At 70.7% G+C, this 21,068-nt stretch carries 19 protein-coding genes; 8 read left to right on the top strand and 11 right to left on the bottom strand.

What is annotated here, in order from left to right; all coding sequences use genetic code 11:
- Positions 1-49: 49 nt before the first annotated feature.
- Positions 50-1,426, top strand: a complete 1,377-nt coding sequence (locus tag ACIP9H_RS37200) for an NADP-dependent succinic semialdehyde dehydrogenase (protein ID WP_401963401.1) — start codon at positions 50-52, stop codon at positions 1,424-1,426.
- Positions 1,427-1,507: 81 nt separating this feature from the next.
- Here the strand turns inward: ACIP9H_RS37200 and ACIP9H_RS37195 are convergent, their stop codons facing one another.
- The 5 genes from ACIP9H_RS37195 to ACIP9H_RS37175 form a co-directional block, all read right to left on the bottom strand.
- Positions 1,508-2,569 (bottom strand): hypothetical protein, encoded by a 1,062-nt coding sequence (locus ACIP9H_RS37195; RefSeq protein ID WP_401963399.1) that lies wholly within the window; start codon positions 2,567-2,569, stop codon positions 1,508-1,510.
- Between the two features lie 79 nt (positions 2,570-2,648).
- Positions 2,649-3,371, bottom strand: a complete 723-nt coding sequence (locus ACIP9H_RS37190) for an enoyl-CoA hydratase/isomerase family protein (RefSeq protein WP_401963397.1) — start codon at positions 3,369-3,371, stop codon at positions 2,649-2,651.
- Between the two features lie 32 nt (positions 3,372-3,403).
- Complete coding sequence (gene pntB / locus ACIP9H_RS37185) at positions 3,404-4,831, bottom strand: Re/Si-specific NAD(P)(+) transhydrogenase subunit beta (RefSeq protein WP_401963421.1); 1,428 nt, start codon at positions 4,829-4,831, stop codon at positions 3,404-3,406.
- 23 nt (positions 4,832-4,854) lie between these two features.
- Positions 4,855-6,414, bottom strand: a complete 1,560-nt coding sequence (locus tag ACIP9H_RS37180; RefSeq protein ID WP_401963395.1) for a Re/Si-specific NAD(P)(+) transhydrogenase subunit alpha — start codon at positions 6,412-6,414, stop codon at positions 4,855-4,857.
- A 153-nt stretch (positions 6,415-6,567) separates the two neighbouring features.
- Positions 6,568-7,377 carry an SDR family NAD(P)-dependent oxidoreductase gene (locus tag ACIP9H_RS37175; protein WP_401590954.1) on the bottom strand — a complete coding sequence of 270 codons (810 nt, stop codon included), beginning with the start codon at positions 7,375-7,377 and terminating at the stop codon, positions 6,568-6,570.
- Between the two features lie 222 nt (positions 7,378-7,599).
- On the opposite strand from ACIP9H_RS37175, the gene ACIP9H_RS37170 reads away from it, so the two are divergent.
- From ACIP9H_RS37170 to ACIP9H_RS37155, 4 genes are all read left to right on the top strand, one after another.
- Positions 7,600-9,000, top strand: a complete 1,401-nt coding sequence (locus tag ACIP9H_RS37170) for a M24 family metallopeptidase (protein WP_401590952.1) — start codon at positions 7,600-7,602, stop codon at positions 8,998-9,000.
- A 39-nt stretch (positions 9,001-9,039) separates the two neighbouring features.
- Positions 9,040-9,387 (top strand): hypothetical protein, encoded by a 348-nt coding sequence (locus ACIP9H_RS37165; protein WP_401590950.1) that lies wholly within the window; start codon positions 9,040-9,042, stop codon positions 9,385-9,387.
- 5 nt (positions 9,388-9,392) lie between these two features.
- A complete protein-coding gene (locus tag ACIP9H_RS37160) occupies positions 9,393-9,977 on the top strand; it encodes a carboxymuconolactone decarboxylase family protein (RefSeq protein WP_401590948.1) in 585 nt (194 codons plus the stop codon).
- 90 nt (positions 9,978-10,067) lie between these two features.
- Entirely contained in the window at positions 10,068-10,778 is a 711-nt protein-coding gene (locus tag ACIP9H_RS37155; protein ID WP_401590945.1) for a hypothetical protein, read from the top strand.
- A 79-nt stretch (positions 10,779-10,857) separates the two neighbouring features.
- On the opposite strand, the gene ACIP9H_RS37150 is transcribed toward ACIP9H_RS37155, so the two are convergent.
- Complete coding sequence (locus tag ACIP9H_RS37150; protein WP_401590942.1) at positions 10,858-11,262, bottom strand: hypothetical protein; 405 nt, start codon at positions 11,260-11,262, stop codon at positions 10,858-10,860.
- A gap of 405 nt (positions 11,263-11,667) precedes the next feature.
- On the opposite strand from ACIP9H_RS37150, the gene ACIP9H_RS37145 reads away from it, so the two are divergent.
- Together ACIP9H_RS37145 and ACIP9H_RS37140 are read left to right on the top strand one after the other, a co-directional pair.
- Positions 11,668-12,108 (top strand): hypothetical protein, encoded by a 441-nt coding sequence (locus ACIP9H_RS37145; protein WP_401590939.1) that lies wholly within the window; start codon positions 11,668-11,670, stop codon positions 12,106-12,108.
- Positions 12,109-12,296: 188 nt separating this feature from the next.
- Complete coding sequence (locus ACIP9H_RS37140) at positions 12,297-13,577, top strand: FAD-dependent monooxygenase (RefSeq protein ID WP_401590937.1); 1,281 nt, start codon at positions 12,297-12,299, stop codon at positions 13,575-13,577.
- A gap of 84 nt (positions 13,578-13,661) precedes the next feature.
- Here the strand turns inward: ACIP9H_RS37140 and ACIP9H_RS37135 are convergent, their stop codons facing one another.
- Positions 13,662-14,126 (bottom strand): peptidoglycan-binding protein, encoded by a 465-nt coding sequence (locus ACIP9H_RS37135; protein ID WP_401590934.1) that lies wholly within the window; start codon positions 14,124-14,126, stop codon positions 13,662-13,664.
- Between the two features lie 371 nt (positions 14,127-14,497).
- On the opposite strand from ACIP9H_RS37135, the gene ACIP9H_RS37130 reads away from it, so the two are divergent.
- Entirely contained in the window at positions 14,498-15,067 is a 570-nt protein-coding gene (locus ACIP9H_RS37130) for a hypothetical protein (RefSeq protein ID WP_401590932.1), read from the top strand.
- A 230-nt stretch (positions 15,068-15,297) separates the two neighbouring features.
- Here the strand turns inward: ACIP9H_RS37130 and ACIP9H_RS37125 are convergent, their stop codons facing one another.
- From ACIP9H_RS37125 to ACIP9H_RS37110, 4 genes are all read right to left on the bottom strand, one after another.
- Positions 15,298-16,191 carry an NAD(P)-dependent oxidoreductase gene (locus tag ACIP9H_RS37125; protein ID WP_401590929.1) on the bottom strand — a complete coding sequence of 298 codons (894 nt, stop codon included), beginning with the start codon at positions 16,189-16,191 and terminating at the stop codon, positions 15,298-15,300.
- 46 nt (positions 16,192-16,237) lie between these two features.
- Entirely contained in the window at positions 16,238-16,777 is a 540-nt protein-coding gene (locus ACIP9H_RS37120; RefSeq protein ID WP_360908094.1) for a flavin reductase family protein, read from the bottom strand.
- Between the two features lie 102 nt (positions 16,778-16,879).
- Positions 16,880-19,936 (bottom strand): BTAD domain-containing putative transcriptional regulator, encoded by a 3,057-nt coding sequence (locus tag ACIP9H_RS37115; protein WP_401590926.1) that lies wholly within the window; start codon positions 19,934-19,936, stop codon positions 16,880-16,882.
- Between the two features lie 166 nt (positions 19,937-20,102).
- Complete coding sequence (locus ACIP9H_RS37110; RefSeq protein WP_401590924.1) at positions 20,103-20,963, bottom strand: cupin domain-containing protein; 861 nt, start codon at positions 20,961-20,963, stop codon at positions 20,103-20,105.
- Positions 20,964-21,068: the final 105 nt, after the last annotated feature.

Here is a 21,068-nt window from a genome sequence, read left to right as displayed (position 1 = left end):
ATGGATCCAATCTTGATCCACCCCCTCCCTACCCTCAGAGGAGAACGCCGTGCCGATCGCCACCGTGAACCCCGCCACCGGTGAACTCGTCGAAGAGTTCGCTCCCCTCACGAAGGATCAGGTCAACCGGCGCCTGGCGCGAGCGGAGCTCGCGGCCGCGACGCTCCGGGCGACCGGCTTCGACACACGCGCCGGGTGGATGCGGGCGGCCGCCGACCTGGTCGAGACCGAGGCGGCCCAGACGGCGCGCCGGCTCACGATCGAAATGGGGAAGCCGATCGCGCAGGCCCGCGCGGAGGTCCTCAAGTGCGCGCACGCGATGCGCTTCTACGCCGACAACGCCGAGAGCCTGCTGGCCGACCAACCGCTCGCCGACCCGGGCGCGGTCCGTGCCTCGGCTGCCTACACCTCGTACGAGCCCCTCGGCATCGTGCTCGCCGTGATGCCGTGGAACTACCCGATGTGGCAGGTGATCCGCTTCGCCGCGCCCGCGCTGATGGCCGGCAACGTCGGCCTGCTCAAGCACGCCTCGAACGTCCCGCAGTCCGCGTTGTACCTCGACACGCTCTTCGAACGAGCGGGCTTCCCCGAGGGGTCGTTCCAGACGCTCCTCATCGGAGCGGCCCACGTCGAGGACGTCGTCCGCGACCGGCGCGTCGCCGCCGTCACGCTGACCGGGTCCGAGCCGGCCGGGCGCTCGATCGCCGCGGTCGCGGGCTCGGAGGTGAAGAAGGCGGTACTGGAGCTGGGCGGGTCCGACCCGTTCATCGTGCTGCCCTCCGCGGACGTCCCGGCCGCCGCCCGTACCGCCGTGGCCACCCGCACGATGAACAACGGCCAGTCCTGCATCGCGGCCAAGAGGTTCATCGTCCACACCGAGGTGTACGAGGAATTCGTCGAGGCCTTCGTCGCGGGCACCAAGGCGCTCAGGGTCGGCGACCCGCTCGACGAGGAGACCGAGATCGGGCCGATCGCCACGGAGTCCGGCCGGCGCGAACTCGCCGAACTGGTCGACGACGCCGTCGCGAAGGGTGCCGTACTGCGCTGCGGCGGATCCGCGGTCGGCACCGAGGGGTGGTTCTTCGAGCCGACGGTGCTGGAGGAGGTCACCGCCGAGATGCGGCTGTACCGGGAGGAGGCCTTCGGCCCCCTGGCCGCGGTCCACCGGGTCGACGGCATCGAACAGGCCGCGGCCCTCGCCAACGACACGTCCTTCGGCCTCAGTTCGTCGGTGTGGACCACCGACCCGGACGAGGAGCGCTACCTGATCAGCCGGCTCGAGGCCGGTGCCGTCTTCGTCAACGGCATGAGCGTCTCCTTCCCCGAGCTGCCCTTCGGCGGCGTGAAGGACTCCGGTATCGGGCGCGAGCTCGCCGCGGAAGGCATCCGCGAGTTCTGCAACCTCAAGACGGTCTGGAAGGGCTGACGGGCCACCGCCCGGGGTGCGATTCCGCCGGCCGGCGCAATCACACCCCGGGCGCTGCACGTCCGGCCCGTCCGGCAGGGCTCAATCGGCGGCCCGCGCCCAGCGGTTGAGCTTTTCACCCGGGGCGTCGTAGGTGAGCCAGGTCCCGTCGCCGAGCGGGCGGATCCAGCTGTCGACCGCGCCCGCGGGATACGTGACCTCCCCGCGTATCTCCAGGGTGCGGGCGTCGAGCAGCCAGTGGCGCGTCAGGTCTTCGTCGGCGTCGGTCAGCGAGGCGATGACGGTGGCGGCGTCGACGAAGCCGCAGTCGTAGCCCCAGGCGTCATCCCGCTCCTCGTCGTCGGCCGATTCCGGCACCGCCTCGGCGAGCACGGTGCCGTCCAGAGCGTGCAGGCGCAGGTCCCCTCCGTAGTGCTCCACCGTCAGGAAGCCGGGATGCGCCGCGTGGACGTCCATCAGGATGCGGTCCATGCCTTTGTTCAGGTCCCAGCCGGTGAGCTCCTCGCCGTCCCGGCGCGCCCAGTGCAGCAGGATGCCGTCCTGGCCCATGCCGATGCAGAGGCCCATGTGCACGCCGTCGGGGTGGGAGAGGTGGTGCGAGCCTTCTGCGGCGCTGTCCAGCGGCAGCCGGGCCAGTTCCCGTCCGTCCCGGGCGTCCAGGACGACCCAGCGTTCCTGCCAGTCTTCCTCCGCGGACCCGGCCACGACGTGCGCCCAGACGAGCCGGCCGTCGTCCGAGACCCGGCAGGATCCGTGCTCGCTGCCGCGGCAGACCTCCTGCTCGTCCCCTGAGTGCGGGTGGTCGAGTTCGGGTCCCCAGCAGGCGTGGCGGTACTCCCACAGGGTCTGCCCGTCCGTCCCCACGGCACGCACCGCGCGCTGGCCCGAGAACACCGCGAAGGTGCCGTCGGGACTCACCGAGTCGACTCCGCGGTCCCACCCCGGCCAGGGCAGGGCGAAGACCGCGGACGGCGCGCGCTCCCCCGAGAACACCTCGTCGAGGTCGTGGACCTCCAGCCCGTGCCCGTTGCGGAGAAGCGCGCGGTGCGACCCGTTCGCGCGACTTTCGAGTGCGAAGCCGTTGACGAGAACGCCTCCACCCGGCAGCCTCACCGAGTCGCGCAGTTGTGCGGTGATCGACATGCTCCGAAGGTAACGGACACCACCGACAGTGCCTGGGCGTCCCCTGAGCGTCCCGACGTCGAAAGGCGCGCCGAGGAGTTCAGTGCTCGAAGAGCTCGATGAAACGTGGCAGCGACGCGTCGAACGCCTCGTCGTACGACATCGACGCGAACTCGTAGAGGGAGCGCCGGCCGGGGGCGCCCGCGCCGGCCGCCCTCAGTGCCTTGTCGAGCCACTCCTGGGCGACCGCGGCTGCTCGGCCGGCCTTGACCACGGCCTGCACGAGACCGACCTCGCGGGCCCGCTCCGCGGTGAACGGCTCACCGGAGCCTATGTTCTCCATGGCCACGCGCGGCCCGAGCCGATGGATGAGGGGCACTTGCGCGATCATCGGCCACATCCCGGCGCCGACCTCCACCGTGCCGATGCGCGCACTGTCCACTGCGACGGCGAAATCGCAGGCGGCGACGAACGAGGCGCCCCCGGCGAGCGCGTCGCCGTTGACGGCGGCCGCGACAGGCAGCCCCAGACAGGGGAAGATCCGGAGGGTCTCCATCAGCGCCTTGCCGAACAGAGCGGGGTCCGCACCGGCTTTGACGGCAGCGATGTCGAGACCGCCGCAGAAGACGTCGCCCGCGCCGGTGAGCAGGACGGCGCGGATGTCCGGGTTGTCGTCGCACTCCTGCAGCTGGGCCCGGATGTCGCCGAGGATGCCTGGGTTCAGCAGGTTCCGCTCGCCGTTGCGCAGCGTCAGCACGCAGGTGGCACCGACCACTTCCCGCTCCACGCCGCCGCTCCGGACGCCGTCCGCGCTGTTCGTCATCAGAGTCCTCTCACTTGGGTGCGGTCTGTCTGTCACAGGACGCGGAGGATGTCCTCGACGCGGTCCTTGGCGTCGCCGAAGAGCATGGCGGAGTTCTCGCGGTAGAAGAGCGGGTTCTGTACGCCGGCGTACCCGGAGGCCATGGAGCGTTTGAAGACGATGACGTTCTCGGCGTTCCAGACCTTGAGGACGGGCATGCCGGCGATGGGCGAGCCCGGGTCCTCGGCGGCGGCGGGATTGACGGTGTCGTTGGCGCCGATGACGAGGACGACCGTGGTGCTGCCGAAGTCGTCGTTGATCTCGTCCATCTCCAGCACGATGTCGTAGGGGACCTTGGCCTCGGCGAGCAGGACGTTCATGTGGCCCGGCAACCGGCCCGCGACCGGGTGGATGCCGAAGCGCACGTTGACGTCGCGGTCCCTGAGCTTGCGGGTCAATTCGGCGACGCCGTACTGGGCCTGCGCGACCGCCATGCCGTAGCCGGGGGTGATCACCACCGAGTCGGCCGAGCCGAGGAGTTCGGCGACGCCCTCGGCGGTGATCTCGCGGTGCTCGCCGTAGTCCTTGTCGCCGGCCGGGCCGGCCTCGATCCCGAACCCGCCCGCGATCACGGACAGGAAGGAGCGGTTCATCGCCTTGCACATGACGGACGACAGATAGGCGCCGGAGGAGCCGACCAGGGCGCCGGTGATGATCAGCAGGTCGTTCTCCAGGAGGAACCCGGACGCCGCGGCCGCCCAGCCGGAGTAGGAATTCAGCATCGAGACCACGACCGGCATGTCGCCGCCGCCGATCGAGGCGACCAGGTGCCAGCCCAAGGCCAGCGCGACAACGGTGACCGCCACCAGCGGCCACGGCCCGGGGTCGATCACGAACCACGTGGTCAGCACGGCGAAGGCGGCCAGGGCCCCGAGGTTGAGGTGGTTCTTGCCCGGCAGCATCAGGGGGGACGACTTGATCCGCGCCGAGAGCTTGAGGAAGGCCACGATCGAGCCGGTGAAGGTGACCGCGCCGATGAACACGCCGATGAAGACCTCGGCGGAGTGGATGCCGAGCAGGTCCTGCGCCCGCAGGGCCGCGGCCTCGGCGCTGCCCGGGCCGTCCAGGGCGGCCTCCACGTGCAGGTAGCCGTTCCAGCCGACCAGCACCGCCGCCAGGCCCACAAAGGAGTGCAGCAGGGCGATCAGTTCGGGCATCCCGGTCATCTCCACCACCCGGGCCCGCCACAGCCCGATCGCGGCACCGGCCGCGACCGCGCCGATGAGCAGCGCGAGACCGACGCCGGAGATGTCGTGGTCGATCGCCGGCACGACCGTCGCGCCCAGGGCCACGGCCATGCCGGCGATGCCGAAGGTCTTGCCGGCCTTGGCGGACTCGTGGTGGGACAGCCCGGCCAGTGCCAGGATGAAGAGCAGGGCCGCGACGATGTAGGCGGCCGCCGCGCCGGTCTCGACAGTCATCAGATCGGACATCGCACAGCCCTTCAGCTTCTCGAGAACATGGAGAGCATCCGGCGGGTCACCGCGAAGCCTCCGAAGACATTGACGGAGGCCAGCAGGATCGCGATCGTCGACAGCGCGGTGACCGCCGCGCCGTTCGGGCTCTCGCCGTGGCCGATCTGCATCAGGGCGCCGACCACGATGATCCCGGAGATCGCGTTGGTCACGCTCATCAGGGGCGTGTGCAGGGCGTGGTGCACCTGCCCGATCACGTAGTAGCCGATCACCACGGCGAGCGCGAACACCGTCAGGTGTCCCAGCAGGGCGGGTGGTGACATGGCCGCGAGCAGGAACAGCGCGGCGCCGCCCGCTCCGACCACGGCGAACCGCCTCCGGGCCGGCACCGGCGTCTCGGCCCGGGAGCCCGCGGGCTTCGGCGCGCGGGCCGCGCCGGAGGGAGCGGCCGCCGGAGCGGCGGACACCTCCACGGGCGGCGGCGGCCAGGTCGACTCGCCGTCGCGGACCACGGTGATGGACCGCTGCACCACGTCGTCGAAGTCCAGTAGCAGCCGGCCGTCCCTGCCCGGGGTCATCAGCTTCACGAGGTTGACCAGGTTGGTGCCGTACAGCTGGGAGGCCTGCGCGGGCAGCCGGCCGGGCAGGTCGGTCCAGCCGATGATGGTCACGCCGTTCGCCGTGACCACCGACTCGTCCCTGACCGTGCCCTCGACGTTGCCGCCGTTCGCGGCCGCCAGGTCCACGATCACGCTGCCCGGCCTCATCGAGGCGACCATCTCGGCCGTGATGAGCGTCGGTGCCGGACGGCCCGGGATCAGGGCCGTCGTGATGACGATGTCCATCTCCGGGATCCGGTCGGTGTACAGCTGGGCGGCGCGGGCGTTGTAGTCCCGCGACATCTCCTTGGCGTAGCCGGTCGCCGAGACCTCCACCTCGCCGGGGTCACCGGCCTCGACGGGGAGGTACTCGCCGCCCAGCGACCTGACCTGGTCGGCGACCTCCGGCCGCGGGTCGGTGGCGTGCACGACCGCGCCGAGACTGCCCGCGGCACCGATCGCGGCCAGACCCGCCACCCCCGCGCCGCAGACCAGGACCTTCGCCGGCGGCACCTTGCCCGCGGCGGTCACCTGACCGGTGAAGAACCGCCCGAAGGCGTGGGCGGCCTCCACCACCGCCCGGTAGCCGGCGATGTTCGCCATCGACGAGAGCACGTCGAGCGACTGCGCCCTTGAGATGCGCGGCACCGCGTCCATGGCCAGCGCCGTGATCGGGCGCTTGGCGAGGTCCGCCACCAGCGCGGGCTCGAACGCGGGGGCCATGATGCCCACGACCGTCGCACCCGGCTTCAGTGCGTCCAACTGCTCGGTCGACAGGGCGTTCACGCCGAGCACGACGTCGGCGGCGAGCGGGTCGCCGAGTTTCGCGCCGGCTTCGGCGTAGGCCTCGTCGGGGAAGCTGGACAGCGTGCCCGCGCCCGGCTGCACCACGACGTCGTACCCCAGCTTCACCAGCTGGACCACCGTGGCGGGGGTCGCGGCAACGCGCGTCTCGCCGCGGCGGGCTTCACTCACGATTCCGATCAGCATTCCCGTAACTCCCAGCTGTCGATGGTGCGGGGCACTCGCCGGACGTCCGCGCCCCGCGGACGCGGAAAAGGACGACGACGAGGACGACGACGAGGACGAGGAACGCCATCCAAGGTGAGGGCGCCTCGGATGGCGTCCGCCTGGGGGCCGCGATCAGGCGACGGGCTTCGTCAGACCGCCGTCGACGCGCAGCACCTGTCCGGTCATGTAGCTGGCGTCGTCGGACGCCAGGAACGCCGCCGCGGCACCGACCTCGGAGGGCTCGGCCCAGCGGTTGAGGCGGATGCCGAGTCCCTGCACCATGCCGGCCCGGACCTCCTCGGCGCTCTTGCCCTGCTGCTTGGCCATGGCCTCGGTCTTGGTGAGCCAGCCCTCGGTCTTGGTCATTCCGGGGGAGATCGCGTTGACCCGGATGTTGTCGGCGGCCGCCTCGCTCGCCAGGTAGCTGGTGAGGGCGACCACGCCCGCGTTCACGATGCCCGTGGCGCCGGCGTTGGGGACCAGCATGTGCGCGGTCGCTCCGACGACGTTGACGATGCTGCCGCTGCCGGACCGGCTGAGGAACGGGAGAGCGGCCTGCGAGACGCGGAGGAAGCCGAGCAGCTTCGTGTCGAAGGCCGCCGCGACGACCTCCTCGTCGACCTGGGCGAGGGACGCCGGGGCGAGTTGCGGTCCCGCGTTGTTGACGAGGATGTCGAGGCCGCCCTGCCAGGCCTGGACCTCCGCCAGCGCGCTGTTGACGGACTCCGCGTCGCTGACGTCCGCGACGACGGAGAGCACGTCCCCGGCGGCGAATCCGGCGGCGAGGCGGCCCGCGGCAGCCTTGACGGCCGCTTCGTCCCGGGCCGCGATCGCCACCTTGGCGCCGCGCTCCAGCAGTGCCCGCGCGATGGCGAAGCCCAGGCCTCGACTACCGCCGGTCACGAAGGCCGTGCGGCCCTCCAAGTTCCACCCTGCAGCCATGTTTCAGTCCTCCAGTCAGCGCTTTGGTGCTTGTGCCGAGAGTGGAACCGAAGGGCCGAAGGGGCGGCAAGCGCGGTTAACACATGGTTCACACGCGGGCCGGAGCGACCGCTTCGCACCTTTCGCATGGTTAACAGAGCACGCGGCACCCTCACCGAGTGAGTGCAGGTGGTGCGCGTGCCTCTCCCCACCCGCGAGTGTCCGCTCGGCAAAGGACTTGAGATGGCGATACCCACGTTTGGACCGAACGCAGTCGACTGGGAAACCCGCGTCGACATGGGCAGGCTCCGCGACGAGCGGCTGGCCCGGCTGCGCGCGTCGTTGGAGGAGTCCGACCTGGGCGCCGTCCTCGCCTTCGACTTCGCCAACATCCGCTACATGACCTCGACCAACATCGGCACCTGGGCGATCGACAAGATGATCCGCTTCTCCCTGCTGGTGCGGGGAGGTGAGCCGATCGTCTGGGACTTCGGTTCGGCCGCCAGGCACCACCAGCTGTACAACCCGTGGCTGGACCACTCGGGGGCCCACCCCGACGCCGATCCGCACGGGGCCCACCACGGAGCCGACCCCCGCAACCCGAGCGGTGCCCGCGCCGGCATCTCGACGCTGCGCGGCGCCATCAACCCGCTGGTCGGGATGGCCGACTCGGTCGCCCGGAAGATCAAGCACGAGCTGGAGCTCTACGGCCTCCTGGACGAGCCGGTCGGCGTCGACGTCATCGAGCTCCCGGTGCTGACGGCCCTGCAGAACGCGGGCGTCACGGTGGCCGACGGCCAGCAGGTGTTCCTGGAGGCCAGGCGCATCAAGACCCGCGACGAGATCCGTCTGCTCACCCACGCCTGCTCGATGGTCGACGCCGCCTACGAGAACCTGTACGAGTTCCTCCGGCCGGGCGTGCGCGAGAACGAGTGCGTGGGCATGGTGGCCAAGACCCTCTACGACCTGGGCTCGGAGTTCGTCGAGGGGGTCAACGCGATTTCCGGGGAGCGGTGCGCGCCGCACCCCCACGTCTTCTCGGACCGCATCGTGCGGCCCGGGGACCCGGCGTTCTTCGACATCCTGCACAGCTACAACGGCTACCGCACCTGCTACTACCGCACGTTCGCCGTCGGCAGTGCCTCCTCCGCGCAGCGCGACGCGTACACGCGGTGCCGTGAGTACATGGACGAGGCCATCAGCCTCGTGCGGCCCGGGGCCACGACGGCCGACATCGTCTCCGTGTGGCCGACGGCGCAGGAGTTCGGGTTCGCCGACGAGGAGGCGGCCTTCGCGCTCCAGTACGGGCACGGTGTCGGGCTGTCGATCTGGGAGAAGCCCGTCTTCTCCCGGCTGGTGTCCCTGGACCACCCCGAAGTGCTCGAAGAGGGCATGGTGTTCGCGCTGGAGACCTACTGGCCGTCGAAGGACGGCTGGGGCGCGGCCCGGATCGAGGAGGAGCTCGTGGTGACCGCGGACGGCTGCGAGGTCATCACCAAGTTCCCCGCGGAGGAGCTTCTCGTCGCCGGCCGGCGCTACTTCACCGTCTCCGGGCCGCTGTCGACCGAGCGCGACTCGCAGTCGCACCTGAACACCCCCACGGGGTCCCGGTACATCCGCCGAGGCAGCGCTGCCGACCTCTGACCGCGCGGCCGCTCCCGCCCGGCCGGAGCCGAGGACGCCATGAGCCTGTCCGAGCAAGACCCCCGAACCCCGGTCGCCTGGAGCGTCGCGCTGCGCGGCGCCGTACGCGGAAGGGCGGTGGCGCAGACGTCCGCCGCCGCCCTGGCGGTCGGGTCGACCCTGTTCATGGTCAACCTGTACGCGCAGGTCCGGGAGGGCCCGCTCACGTGGACGCTCGCGGTGCGCATCGCCCTCACTTTCCTCGTTCCGTGGTTCAACGCCACGACGGGGATCGCTCTGGGCCTGCGCCGGCCGGGCTCCGCGTCACGCGGCGGGTCCGCTTCCGACGCGTCCGCCCCTCCCCCGTCCCAAGCCTGCGGTCTCCCCGCGGGCCCCGTCGAAAGGTGATTCCCATGGCGCTGGTACCGCTTCTCACATCCGATCAGTTCTCGTCGGCCGACCAACCCGCCCTCGCGAAGGGGGTGAGTACCTGGGGCGGAGTGCTGAACACCTGGGCGGGCATCGGGAACAGCCCCGGCCTGCTCGCCACCTACCTTCCCTTCCTCGGGCAGCTCAACGGCCCGGGCGCGCTCGATCAGCGCGTGAAGGAGCTGGTCGCGGTCCGTGTCGCCGTGCTCAACCACTGCCGCTACACGGCGAGTCACCGCTGCACCTCCGCGCTGGCCAAGGGGGTCGGGGCCGATGAGCTCGCGGCCGTCGCGCGGGGCGAGCTCGGCGGCTTCACCGACAAGGAGCGGCTGGCGCTCCAGCTGGCCGATGAGATGACCGTCTCCCTCCCGAACACGCCCCTTGAGAAGGGCCTCACCGGCGTGTCGGCCCGGGTCCGCGAGGACGTTCAATGGTCGTTCGACGCGGCCGAGCTGGTCGAGCTCGTGATGTGCATCAGCGTGTGGAACGCCCTGGCGCGCTTCCACCGTGTCATGGCCTTCGACCTGGACATGCCGGAGGCGCCCGTGGCGGTGGAGAACCAGCTCTGAGACCACGGCGCGCCGCAGTGAGGCCGGTCAGGCAGGTGCCTGACCGGCCTGCCCCGGTTCTCCGGGCACTCCGCCCGGTAGGTTCCTCACATGGACCGGGCCTTCACCTTGAGCAGCCTTACCGAGAGCGGAGCTGACTTCCCCCCTCGGCGACTCACCGAACTGGCCGCCGAACTCGACATACCGGTGGCCGACCTCTTCGCCGTCGCGGGCCGGCCCGTGCCGGCGGCGCTCCTCCCCCCGGAGCGCGACGCCGACGTCATGCGGGAGTTCGCCTACCGCGTCAGCCACTGCGACCATGCGCGGCTGACCGCGCTGGAGGCATTCGTCCGCTCACTGCCACGGATTGCCGCTCCAGAGCCCGCCGCGCGGCCCGAAGAGCGGGACCGCCATCCCGCCGAGACCCCGCTGGCCGCCGTGCTCGTCGGACTGCTCCGCAATCGCGGCTTCGGCATCCGGGAACTGCCGTTCATGGGACTTGCCCGCAGTACACTGCTCCGGATGGTCCGTCGCTTCGACGCGAGTGCGCACCGCCGGCAGCAACTGTCCGCGATAGCGGGTCCGCTCGGCTGGACCCTGCCCGATCTCTTCGCGGTGGCCGGTGAGCCGTACTCCAAGGAACTCCGCCCGATGCTCCACTGCCACCACCTCGGGCGGGTCTTCACCGCGGCCGTCCCCCTGACCACCGCTCAGCTGATCGAGACCGCGAAGGAAGCGGACCGCCTGAGCATCCGCGAGGACCACGGAGCATGGCAGCCCGTTTCCCAAGGTTTCGCCGAGGAGTGCCCGGACCTCCGCTGACTCGCGGGGGCCGGCCGGGCAGCCCGGTCCGCCGGAGGCGTCTACCGCGACGACCAGGAAACAAGCGTCGATGCCTCGTTCACATTGTGTGTCCATTCCTGCGGTGGTCGCGGATGACCATGGCGGCACATGCGAGGGTGATGGCAATCCATGTGTAGATGACCGGGTTAACGAATGCCGGAACGAAGCTGTAGGTGCGTCCACTGTTCCAGTGGCAGGTAGCGGTGAGCGGGAAGGCACTTTGTTCGAACCAGTCCGCGTTTCGGGGCCATCGGGCTGCTTCGCTGCCGCACCCCTTCGCGAAGTCGACCGGGATCACGAACCAGAAGAGATTGACGGCGTAGACGACCACGGAGGCTCCCATCGAAAACAGGAGCCCAGGAAGCCATCGCTTGCCGTTGCGCCACTGGGTGATCCCGAATCCGATGAGGATGAGTGGTGCGACGAGGGCCGCCAGAAGTACGGCAGCGAATCGGGTAAGCATACTGTGTCTTCCTCATGGGCGCTCTGGACCGAGTAGCAATGTGATCAGTGGTCGCAGGCGATCAGCGACCGGGTGACCGGAGCGCCGAACTGGTCATCGTGACAGATGCCGGCGGCCCTTGCCAGGACGCGTTGAGCCAGGCCCCCCATGCCACACCGTTGCTTGTGGGCGTGGCACATGGCCGAGGAAGGCCTGCGCCGGCACGAGGCAGGCGAGTTCGGAATCGCTGAGCAGAGGTGGGCACCCTATCCACCGTCTTCCTCCGATCTCGTCGTCGATCGTCACGTACAGTGCGGTCACGAGGCTGTTCAGGTCGGTCATCACAACCGGATCTTGAACACCCTCGGTCCTCGTCCGCAGCCGATCTTCGGAACTGACGTGTAGTAGTTGAGGGTGGGATGGGCCATGGGAATGGTCGAAAGTCTCTGGAAGAACGGAGAGATGCCGCTCCGTGACGGGCTGTACCGGTCAGACGACTCCGGTTTGGAGCTGTATGTCGACGGCCCGGGGGCGTACCACCCAGATGCCGGGCAGCCGGTTCCCTTCCGTATCGGAGGACCGTTCGATGTGGCCCAGGCCATTGAAGAAGGGGGCATCGACGCGGTGGACACCAACTTCGAGAGCCTGCTGCCGGACAATTCAGGGTGGATGTCCGGCGGGGGCGGCGGGATGGGCAACATCGGCTACCTCGCCCGTCTCCACGCCGACCGCTCGTTGCGGTGGGTTGCCGTGATGTTCCACTCCAACCCATTCCTCAGCATGCGTTACGAGGGCACGAGCGCCGTCTTCACCAATGACTGGGGAAACCGCCTGATGCTCGACCTCACGAGGCCTGCTCTCGGCTGACGCCATGAAAACCCGTCGACCAGCGCGATCGGTCTTCAGCGTCAGAAGCACGCCTCGGGGTCGAGACGGTCACGACCGTGCCCGGCCCGCGCGCATGCCGAGTTCGTGTCGGCCGTACCGATGAGTCTTGTGCGGATCCGCAGTCGATACTGCCGGATGCACCGACAGCGAAGCACATGGAGGCAGTGATGGGCGTCGACGACTCCGCGCAGGAGCGCACGATCCGGACGGGCGAGCAGGGGAAGCCGGTGAGCGGTCCCAGGGTGCTGGTGGCGGGGGCGAGCATCGCGGGGCCCGCGCTGGCCCACTGGCTGCGTCGGTGGGGGGCCGAGGTGACCGTGGTGGAGCGGGCTCCCGAGCTGCGTCCCGGCGGGCAGGCGGTGGACGCGCGCGGGATCGCCAAGGAGGTCATCGGGCGCATGGGGCTGGACGCGGCGGTCCGCGCGATGTGCACCGACACCGCCGGCGCGCACACCGTGGACGCGGACGGGCAGGTACTGGAGACCTTCCGCGCGGACGACGACGGTGGCGACGGGTTCATCGCGGACGTCGAGATCCTGCGCGGGGACCTGTCCCAGGTGCTCTACGACGACACCCGCGACGGCGTCGAGTACGTCTTCGGCGACCGGATCGCAGAGCTCACCCAGGACGCGGACGGGGTCGACGTGGTCTTCGCGGGCGGCAGCCGGCGCCGCTTCGAGCTGGTGGTCGGGGCCGACGGGCTGCACTCACCGCTGCGGGCGATGGTCTTCGGGCCGCATGAGCGGTTCCTCCGCCACCTCGGGCACGTGCTGGCCTTCTACAGTGTGCCGAACAAGTTCGGGCTGGACCGCTGGCTGCTCGAGTACCAGGACCAGGAGTCCGGGCGCTCGGCCCTCCTGCGGCCCATCCAGGACGCCACTCGCGCGATGGCCATGTTCTACTTCGGCTCGGCTGACTTCGACGTCGACTACCGTGACGTCGCGGCCCAGAAGCGCCTGCTGCGTGAGCGGATGGCGGGCCTGGGCTGGCTCGCCCCCGACATCCTCGCGCACCTGGACGACACCCCGGACTTCTACCTCGACCAGGTCGCCCAGGTGGTGATGGACCGCTGGTCGGACGGACGGGTGGCACTGCTCGGTGACGCGGCGTTCAGCTCGTCGCCGATGTCCGGGCAGGGCACCGGGCTCGCTTTGGTCGGCGCGTACGTGCTGGCCGGAGAGCTGGCCGCCGCCGAGTGGGACCCCGACACCGGGTTCGCCCGCTACGAGGCGCGGATGCGCTCGTTCGTCGAGGCCAACCAGGAGATGGGCCGGTTGAACGCCCGCAGCCGCGACCTCCCCGGGCCGGACGCGGAGCCGGCCCCCGATTTCACCGGCGAGTGGTTCACCGAGCTGATCGGGCGCGCGATCAACGGCGTCGAACTGCCCGACTACGCGGGGGCGCCGGACTCCGCGGCCCCGGCCGGATCGCCGACCGCCTCGTCATGAGGGGGCAGGGGGTCGTCACGATCGCCCGGCGGCACGACAGGCGACGTGCCCGTACGGCGGAGCGCCGTACGGGCACGCCGTGGACTACCGCTGGTAGCAGATGCCCGTGTGGCCGCCGTCCTGGCCGCCGCTGTAGTCGTAGGCCTGGAACTCGAAGTAGGAGCTGGTCCTGGGACCGAAACGGCCGTCCACGCTCAGCACGTTGGTGCCCCAGTACTGGTTGATCCTCGTCTGGGCGTTCTTCATCGCCTGCTCGGTGGCGGGGCCGAAGTCCGAGTCCTCCCCGATGCTCTGGGCGTAGCAGGCGTTCAGGCTCTCCTGCACGACCAGCACGGCGATGTTGTGGTTCCCCCGGACCACGACGCAGTTGTAGTTTCCCGAGCCGTTGCTCGTCGACGGCACATGGAGGTACCACGACCCCCAAGAAAGCACGTTCGTGAAGCCGTTGCACGGGACCTCGGCGGCGGAGGCCGTGGGGGCCGCGCCGAACAGGCTGGCGGCCGCCATGAACACCACGGACAGGATTCCAGCGCTTAAGGACTTCCTCATCAGGCCTCCCGGACAGGGCGGCACCCCGTGGTCGGGGCATCGCCTACGGTCTCGCGGACGCGACCAGATTGGCAGTGTCCATGACAAATGACAACGGCGTAATCCGGTCATGGTCACGGGCGTGAAGGGTGCGGCTCATCGCGTGTCCGGGGCCCGCCTTGACGGACCGAGGGCGACCCACTGGCCGACGCGGTGGAGACCGCGCTGCGACGCACGATCCGAGGGACGCCGGCCCTTGGCGGGCGCGGTCGGTGTCGACACTGTCCGCCCCGGGCGCGGCCCGGATGCCGGCCGGCCATGCGGCCGGAGACGTCCTTCCGGATCTCCCCACCCCGGCGTACCGGCGAGGCCACGTAGACGATCATCAGGTCATGAACATGGACTATTGGACGCTGCTCGAAGACTCCGAGCGGGATCAGTGGACGTATGTCCCACGTCAGGCCATTGGGCCGCTGCACTTCGGGATGGACCGGGAGGATGCCGTCACCGCCATGGCGGCCCACGGCTTCGCCGCGAAGGAGGCCGACATGGGAAGCTGGCACTCGACAGGGCGTACTCAGTGGCGCATCGAATTCCTCAAGCCGAGGCGGGTGGCCCGGAGTCGGCCCGGTGGGGTGAAGTGCTACTTCATCGAAGGCGCGGGGTTGACGTGCGTGCTGGTCGATGGCCTGCTCGGCCCGCAGGTAACCCACAAGGGGATCCGTCTGATCGGCCGCGTGCCCTCGGAGCTGTTCCAAGACATGGAAACCTACGCGATCGAGCACGACGCCGGCCTCCGGTCCAGCCCCGGAGGCGATCTGTCCGTCGAGGAATTCGAGATCGAGCTGGGCGCTCAGCGTGCCGGTGACACAGCGGTGACCTGGGCCCTGTTCTTCAATACGGGGACGATCGCAAGCACTTCCTGGGACATCGCCCCCGCAGAAGTCTGGCACCACTGGTAGGGGCCGCGCACGCCCCCGCCGCAGCCGAGGATTTCGCCTCCTGGTCCGGCCAGCCGGTCACCTGGGCTCGGGGGACCCGGGAGGCGCTCACGGAATCCGGAGCGATCACCGGGTACGGCGGCCTGTCCATGCTCGCCGGCCGGACGCCGTCGCCGCCCGGGCCGCGAGCCGCCCAATGCGCCGGAAGCGGCGCCCGGCAGCCGGCCACCGGGCGCCGCCGCGGCTCGCGTTCAGGCGGGGACCTGGCCGGCCTCGCGTTGCAGCCGGACGAGGAGGGCCATGAAGTCCAGGTCGCCCAGGCCGGTCGAGATGCACGCCTGGAGCAGTTGCTGGACGACGCCGGTGACCGGCAGCGGGACCCCGCCGGCCGCGGCCGCGTCGAGGGCCAGGTCCAGGTCCTTGCGCATCAGCCGCGAGCTGAAGGTGGACGTGTAGTCGTCCGCCAGGAGGGGCCCGATCTTGTACTTCACCAAGGGTGACGCGACGGCCGAGGCGCCGACGACCTCCAGGAGCCTGTCCCGCCGCACGCCGTGGCCCTCGGCCAACGCGACGCATTCGGCGAGGAGTTCGGCCGTTCCGGCCACCATGAGGTTGAGGGCCAGCTTGATGATGCGGGCGGCCTCGCCCTCGCCCACGTGGAACACATGGGGGCCGATGTCGCGCAGCAGACCCTCCACGGCGGCGAAGACGGCGTCCTCGCCCGAGGCGATGATCGTGAGGTTCCCGGCGCGCACGACGCCCGGGTTGCCGCTCACGGGAGCGCGCAGGTACCGCACCCCGACGCTGTCGGCGGCGGCAGCCACCTCGTCGGAGACCTCCGCGGAGACGGTGCTCATCTCGATGAGGGTCCGCCCCTTGCCGGACGCGGACCGGACGAGCCCAGTGTCGGGCGCGAGCGCCACATCGGCGAGGGCGCGGGAGTCCGCGACCATCGTGATGCAGACCTCCGACCGGTCCCACGCCTCCGCGGGGGTGTCGAGCTCGACCGCGCCCTTGGCCACCAGGGCGTCCGCCCTGCCCTTCGACCGGTTCCAGACAGACACGTTGTGGCCTGCCTCGACGAGCCGTTCGGCGATGGCGGATCCCATCTGACCGAGGCCCAGTACGGATACGTTCACGTTCATCTCCTGATTGTTGTACTCACCCGGGGCGCCGGGGCGGAGCCGCGCGCTACATCGATGCGGCGAGGTGCCAGTCGAAGGCGAGCCGCGCGTGGGACTGGGGATCGCAGAGGCTGCCGAATCGTCCGCCGAAGTAGACGATGGGGTCCGCGTCGGCGGCGTAGCCGCAGTGGGCCACCTCGCCGATGAAGATCGTGTGGTCGCCCGCGGCGACTTCCTCGCTGAGGTCGCAGACGAAGTACGCGGCGGCGCCGTCGACGACGGCAAGGTCGTGGCCGGGGCGCAGCGCCATGCCGGCGAACTTGTCGTCGCACCGGCTCGCGAACCGCAGCGCGTGGTGCTCCTGGCCGCGGGAGAGGACGCTGACGGCGAAGACTCCGGAGCGCGAGATCGCGTCCCTCGACGCCAGGTTGTTCCCGACGCACACCAGCAGCATGAGCGGGTCCAGCGAGACGGACGCGACGGCGCTGGCCGTCATCCCCGCCGGTCCGTTCGGCGTCGTCGTGGTCACGATGGTGACCCCGGTCGTGAACCGCGCCATCGCCGCGCGGTAGGTGGCGGCCATGCCCTGCGTGCTCGATGTACCCATGTGGCCCTCCGTTGCCTGTGACGAGACGGCTTGAGCGTCGCCTGTAGCCGAGTGGCCCGAGTGTGACCGGCGACATGTTTATCGACGCGAAATCGGCCGGGCCTACAGGCGCAGTTGTGCGACGAGCCGGCGGACCTCGTCGGACGGCGGCACACCGAGCTCCCGCATCCGTACGACGTACCGCTGGTAGAGCGCGAGCACGGCGTCGTCGCTGCCGCTGGCGTGCGCCAGCTGGATGGCCAGCCGCCAGGCCTGCTCGCGGTACGGGTCCTCGCGCAGCACCCGGTCGACCAGCCCCTTGGCCTGGCGGTACCGGTTCATCCGGTAGGCGAGCCTGGCCGCGTCGACCCGGGCCGAAAGGAAGGTCTCGGCCAGTGCCGCGCGCCGCTCGGCGACCCAGACGCCCGACACCGTCGCGAGGTAGGGGCCCCTGTCGGCGCTGGTGAGGGCGTCCGACAGAGTCTGCAGGCGGGTCTCACCGTCCTGTCTGCCGGCCTGGGCGACCAGGTCGACCGCGCGTTGTGCCGAGCCCATGGCCAGCGCGGGGCCGGCCAGCCGGAAGACGTCGCCCTCCTGTGTCGGGCCCAGGTCGTCGGGCAGGACCTCGCGGAGCCGGTAGAGGGCCTGCCGGAGGTAGCTGCGGCCGGCGGCGTCGTTGCGGCCGCCGAAGAGCGCTCCGAGCAGCTCTTCACGGGTGGCACTGCGGCCGGGTTTTCCCAGCAGATAGCTGAGGAGCTCGACGCTCTTGGTCAGGCGGGGCTGAGCCGCGTTCCCGTCGACGGTGAGGGACGGCTCCCCGAACTCCTCCAGGACGAGGCGGGGCCTGCTCACGTTCACGCGTACGGGATCCTGGCCGGAGAGCGCGGCAAGGATCTCGTGCCAGGGCGACATGCGGCTGGACCTGGTGTCCGCGGCTCTGGCCGCGACGGACGGCACGTCCGCCAGGGCGGTCAGCAGCAGGTGCTGCGACCCTTGTGCCGTGGCCGAGGCGATCGCCAGGTCGGCCGTGGCGTCGGACTCGTCCTCGCGACCCAGCCGCCATTGGGCCTCGGCCAGGTAGACGGCGGCCGTCGGCAGATCGAGGCGGCGGTCGCCCCTCTGCATGCTCAGGACGCATTCGGCGAGGAGTTCGTGCCCTTCGGCGTCCCTGTCCTGGAGCAGCATCGACAGGCCCGACCACATCAGCCACGCCTCCCGGGTGAGGACGTACTCCGCGATCCCGCCCGCGGCGGCCTCCGCCAGTACCCGGTCGGCACGCCGTGTGTCGCGCTCGAAGCGCAGCAACAGCTTGGCCTCGGCGAGCAGGCCCATGTTCCGGTAGACCTTGGAGCCGGTCGCCGCGATGAGGTCCCTTCCCCGCACGACGGACGCGCGGGCCTCCTCGCCGCGGCCGAGGTCGAGCATGAGGTCGACGGCGTCGATGGCGTGCAGCCAGGCCGGCTGCGAGGAACCGCTGCGCGGCTCGAACATCGACATCGCCGCGTCGAGCCGCCCGGTGGCGCGCAGCGCGGCGACGACCCAGGGGCCGCCGAGCGTGGTGCGCCAGGGGTCGAACGACCCTGGTTCGTCGAGTCCTTCGAGGCGGCCGCGCATGAACGCCAGTCGCATCAGGAGACCGTCGAGGGGGCCGGACGGTGTCGCCGAGTACTCGGGGAACGGGGGCGGTTCCTCGCCGGTGGCGAGCGCGATCAGCGTGTGCGCGATGGAGGAGTTCCGGCCGGGGGACAGCTGATCGGCGATGGACCGCGCCTCCTCGATCCGGCCGGAGTGCCACAGGCACCAGCAGGCCAGGACGAGGGCCTCCTCGAAGTCGGGCGACCCCGGCTCCGGTAGCCAGCCGTACCCGTGGCGGTCGACGAGCTGCACGCCCCGGTCGCACTGCTCCAGCGCGAAGGCGACACGGAGGATGACCGCTCCGATCTCCGGGGTGGGCGTGCGGACCGACGCCCCCAGTGCGTCGAGCCAGCGTGCCGCGGGGGCGAAGTCCATCCGTGCGACGAGGGCGGGAAGGGTGACGGAGGCCAGCCGCCCGGCCTCCTCCACGTCCCCGAGCCGCAGCAGCTCGTCGACCGCCTCCTCGCGCTCGCCGCGGGCGATCAGCAGCTCGGCGTGCCGGCGGCGGACGCCGGCGAGGGTCTCGGCGTCCTGTTGTCCGAGGGAGGCCTGGAGGAAATCGCGGAAGACCGGGTGCGGCGTCATGCGCGCGCCGTCGGAGGACCACGTCACCGGGAGGTGCCGGGCGCGGAGGTCCGCCATGACCTGTGCCGCGTTCTCCTGGCCCATGACGCGGGCGCCCTCCACGGACACCTCGTCCAGCGGACTGGTGTGCAGGAGGAACGTTCTCTCCGCCGGGGAGAGCGAGTTGAAGACGTTCGCCGCGACATAGGAGCGCAGCGAGTCGGGATCCGGCTCGTGGGACTGCGCATGGCGCCAGCCCGCGAACAGCACCCCGGTGACCCAGCCCCCGGTGGCCGCGACCGCCTGGGCCGGGAGCACGTCGGATTGGCCCACGGTGCGCAGCGCCGCGCCGGCTTCCTGGTCGTCGAAGGCGAGGTCGCTCTCGACCAGTTCGCCCACCCGGTCGCGTTCGCTCGTCGGGCCCAGGTCGAGGCGGACGTCGACGCGCGAGACCAGGACGAGGTTCACGTCGGACGGCAGGTAGCGGGCGAAGGACGACAGCACCGCGATGCAGGCCTCGTCGGAGGCGATCCGCTCCACGTTGTCGCAGACGAGGATCAGCCCGCTGCCCTGGAGGCTCTCGGCCAGCAGACCCGCCGCCTCACCGATGTGCAGGCCGCTGCCCACCGCGTCGGAGGCCACCTCGGCGGCGCCGGGGACGGGTCCCTCGACGGCCGCTTCGAGGTAGACGAGCAGGCGCCCGGCGGCGCGCTCGGTACCGTCCAGCGACAGCCAGGCGACGGGCCGGTCCAGGCCCTGGACGGCCAGGGCCACCGCCGTGGTCTTGCCGGCCCCGGCGGTCGCGAAGACGTTCACCACGGTGTGGCGGTCGAGCACGTCCCGCAACCGCTGGTTGAGCCGCTCGCGGACGACGATGTCCTTCGCCGGCCGCGGCGCGGCCAGTTTCCGCCTGATGATCGCGCGAGGGCGGCGGCCCGGCGCCGCGGGGCCGCGGGGCCGGTCTGATCCGGAGTCATCCATCGGTGGTCGCGCCTCCGTTGTCCCTGGGCGAGTGGTTCCGATGCGGCCGGTGGCCCCTGGCCCGGGACGGTCAGCGGCCTGCCGGCGGGGGTGCCGCCGCGGGCGCGGGGGTGTCCGGGTCCGGCGTCCCGCACGGCCCCCGGACACCGCCCGCGCCGTCGAGGCGCTAGTGCTCCTCGGGGAGGCTGCGCCAGTCGTCGGGGAAGAAGAAGCCGTCCGAGGTCGGAGGGATCGGCGACTGCACCTCGATCCAACGGGCCGGTTCGTCACGCTCGTTGACGAAACCGTGGGTGCCGTTGGTCCCCGCCCACACCAGATCGCCCGTCTCGACGATCTCGTCCTTGCCGTCGAGGGTCCCCCGCATGCCGCCGGAGGTGAAGTAGTAGATCTCCTCGAACGGGTGGTAGTGGACCTTGGCGGCCTGGCCCGGGCCGGACTTCGGCGCGATCTCGCACACGAAGACGGTGTGGTGCTGTGCTCCCAGGAGCTGGTCGACCATCATCCTCAGGCTGATGTTCTTGACGTTGGGGCCGTGGTAGCCCGGCATCGACAGCTGCGCGTACGGGGCCATGTCCGAGTCCTGGAAGTGCCCGACGAAGCGGTGCCGGGGGTCCGTCTCCGAGGGGCGGCCGAGGTTCTCCCCCGGCGCGGGCGTGGCGGCGATACGACTGCGGGCGCCGTCGAAGGTCGGCGGCTTGGGTGCGCGGACCCCGAGCCAGGTCAGTCCCTCGTCGCCGGCGGACAGCGCGTGGGCGACTCCGACGGGCGCGACACCGTAGTCACCGCTGCCCAGTTCGTAGCGCAATCCGGCGAAGGCGGCCTCGCCGGATCCGCCGGTGATGAACCACGACTCCTCGAAGGGGCAGCGGGTCCAGCCCGCGGTCGCCCCAGGAGCCAGCTCGTACAGACTCACCTCCAGGTGGGCGGCACCGTGCTCGTGTCCGACCAGGAGCGCCTGCCGCAGCCCCGGCACGCCCTCGACGTCGGAGAACGTCCGCTCCGACGCGCGTGAGATGTAGTAAGCCATGTCAACTTCTCCGTTCACACGCGAGGGCGCCGGTGCCGGCGTCCCTCGCCCAGTTGCTGCTGATCCTGTTCGGGAGCCGCGCGGGGCGACGGGGCGGACAGGCGG

The organism is Streptomyces sp. NPDC088732 (assembly GCF_044751205.1).
In the GTDB taxonomy this organism is placed as follows: domain Bacteria; phylum Actinomycetota; class Actinomycetes; order Streptomycetales; family Streptomycetaceae; genus Actinacidiphila.
The sequence above is the reverse complement of the archived record's forward strand: the minus strand, read 5'-3'. Positions and strand labels throughout refer to the sequence as shown.

What these genes read in the sequence shown, in the direction of transcription:
- ACIP9H_RS37130 (WP_401590932.1), top strand. Translation starts at nt 14,498, where the DNA reads ATGAACATGGACTATTGGACGCTGCTCGAAGACTCCGAGCGGGATCAG.
- ACIP9H_RS37180 (WP_401963395.1), bottom strand. Translation starts at nt 6,414, where the DNA reads ATGCTGATCGGAATCGTGAGTGAAGCCCGCCGCGGCGAGACGCGCGTT.
- ACIP9H_RS37150 (WP_401590942.1), bottom strand. Translation starts at nt 11,262, where the DNA reads ATGCTTACCCGATTCGCTGCCGTACTTCTGGCGGCCCTCGTCGCACCA.
- ACIP9H_RS37140 (WP_401590937.1), top strand. Translation starts at nt 12,297, where the DNA reads ATGGGCGTCGACGACTCCGCGCAGGAGCGCACGATCCGGACGGGCGAG.
- ACIP9H_RS37120 (WP_360908094.1), bottom strand. Translation starts at nt 16,777, where the DNA reads ATGGGTACATCGAGCACGCAGGGCATGGCCGCCACCTACCGCGCGGCG.
- ACIP9H_RS37125 (WP_401590929.1), bottom strand. Translation starts at nt 16,191, where the DNA reads ATGAACGTGAACGTATCCGTACTGGGCCTCGGTCAGATGGGATCCGCC.
- ACIP9H_RS37155 (WP_401590945.1), top strand. Translation starts at nt 10,068, where the DNA reads ATGGACCGGGCCTTCACCTTGAGCAGCCTTACCGAGAGCGGAGCTGAC.
- ACIP9H_RS37165 (WP_401590950.1), top strand. Translation starts at nt 9,040, where the DNA reads ATGAGCCTGTCCGAGCAAGACCCCCGAACCCCGGTCGCCTGGAGCGTC.
- ACIP9H_RS37115 (WP_401590926.1), bottom strand. Translation starts at nt 19,936, where the DNA reads ATGGATGACTCCGGATCAGACCGGCCCCGCGGCCCCGCGGCGCCGGGC.
- ACIP9H_RS37145 (WP_401590939.1), top strand. Translation starts at nt 11,668, where the DNA reads ATGGGAATGGTCGAAAGTCTCTGGAAGAACGGAGAGATGCCGCTCCGT.
- ACIP9H_RS37195 (WP_401963399.1), bottom strand. Translation starts at nt 2,569, where the DNA reads ATGTCGATCACCGCACAACTGCGCGACTCGGTGAGGCTGCCGGGTGGA.
- ACIP9H_RS37175 (WP_401590954.1), bottom strand. Translation starts at nt 7,377, where the DNA reads ATGGCTGCAGGGTGGAACTTGGAGGGCCGCACGGCCTTCGTGACCGGC.
- ACIP9H_RS37135 (WP_401590934.1), bottom strand. Translation starts at nt 14,126, where the DNA reads ATGAGGAAGTCCTTAAGCGCTGGAATCCTGTCCGTGGTGTTCATGGCG.
- pntB (WP_401963421.1), bottom strand. Translation starts at nt 4,831, where the DNA reads ATGACTGTCGAGACCGGCGCGGCGGCCGCCTACATCGTCGCGGCCCTG.
- ACIP9H_RS37110 (WP_401590924.1), bottom strand. Translation starts at nt 20,963, where the DNA reads ATGGCTTACTACATCTCACGCGCGTCGGAGCGGACGTTCTCCGACGTC.
- ACIP9H_RS37170 (WP_401590952.1), top strand. Translation starts at nt 7,600, where the DNA reads ATGGCGATACCCACGTTTGGACCGAACGCAGTCGACTGGGAAACCCGC.
- ACIP9H_RS37190 (WP_401963397.1), bottom strand. Translation starts at nt 3,371, where the DNA reads ATGACGAACAGCGCGGACGGCGTCCGGAGCGGCGGCGTGGAGCGGGAA.
- ACIP9H_RS37160 (WP_401590948.1), top strand. Translation starts at nt 9,393, where the DNA reads ATGGCGCTGGTACCGCTTCTCACATCCGATCAGTTCTCGTCGGCCGAC.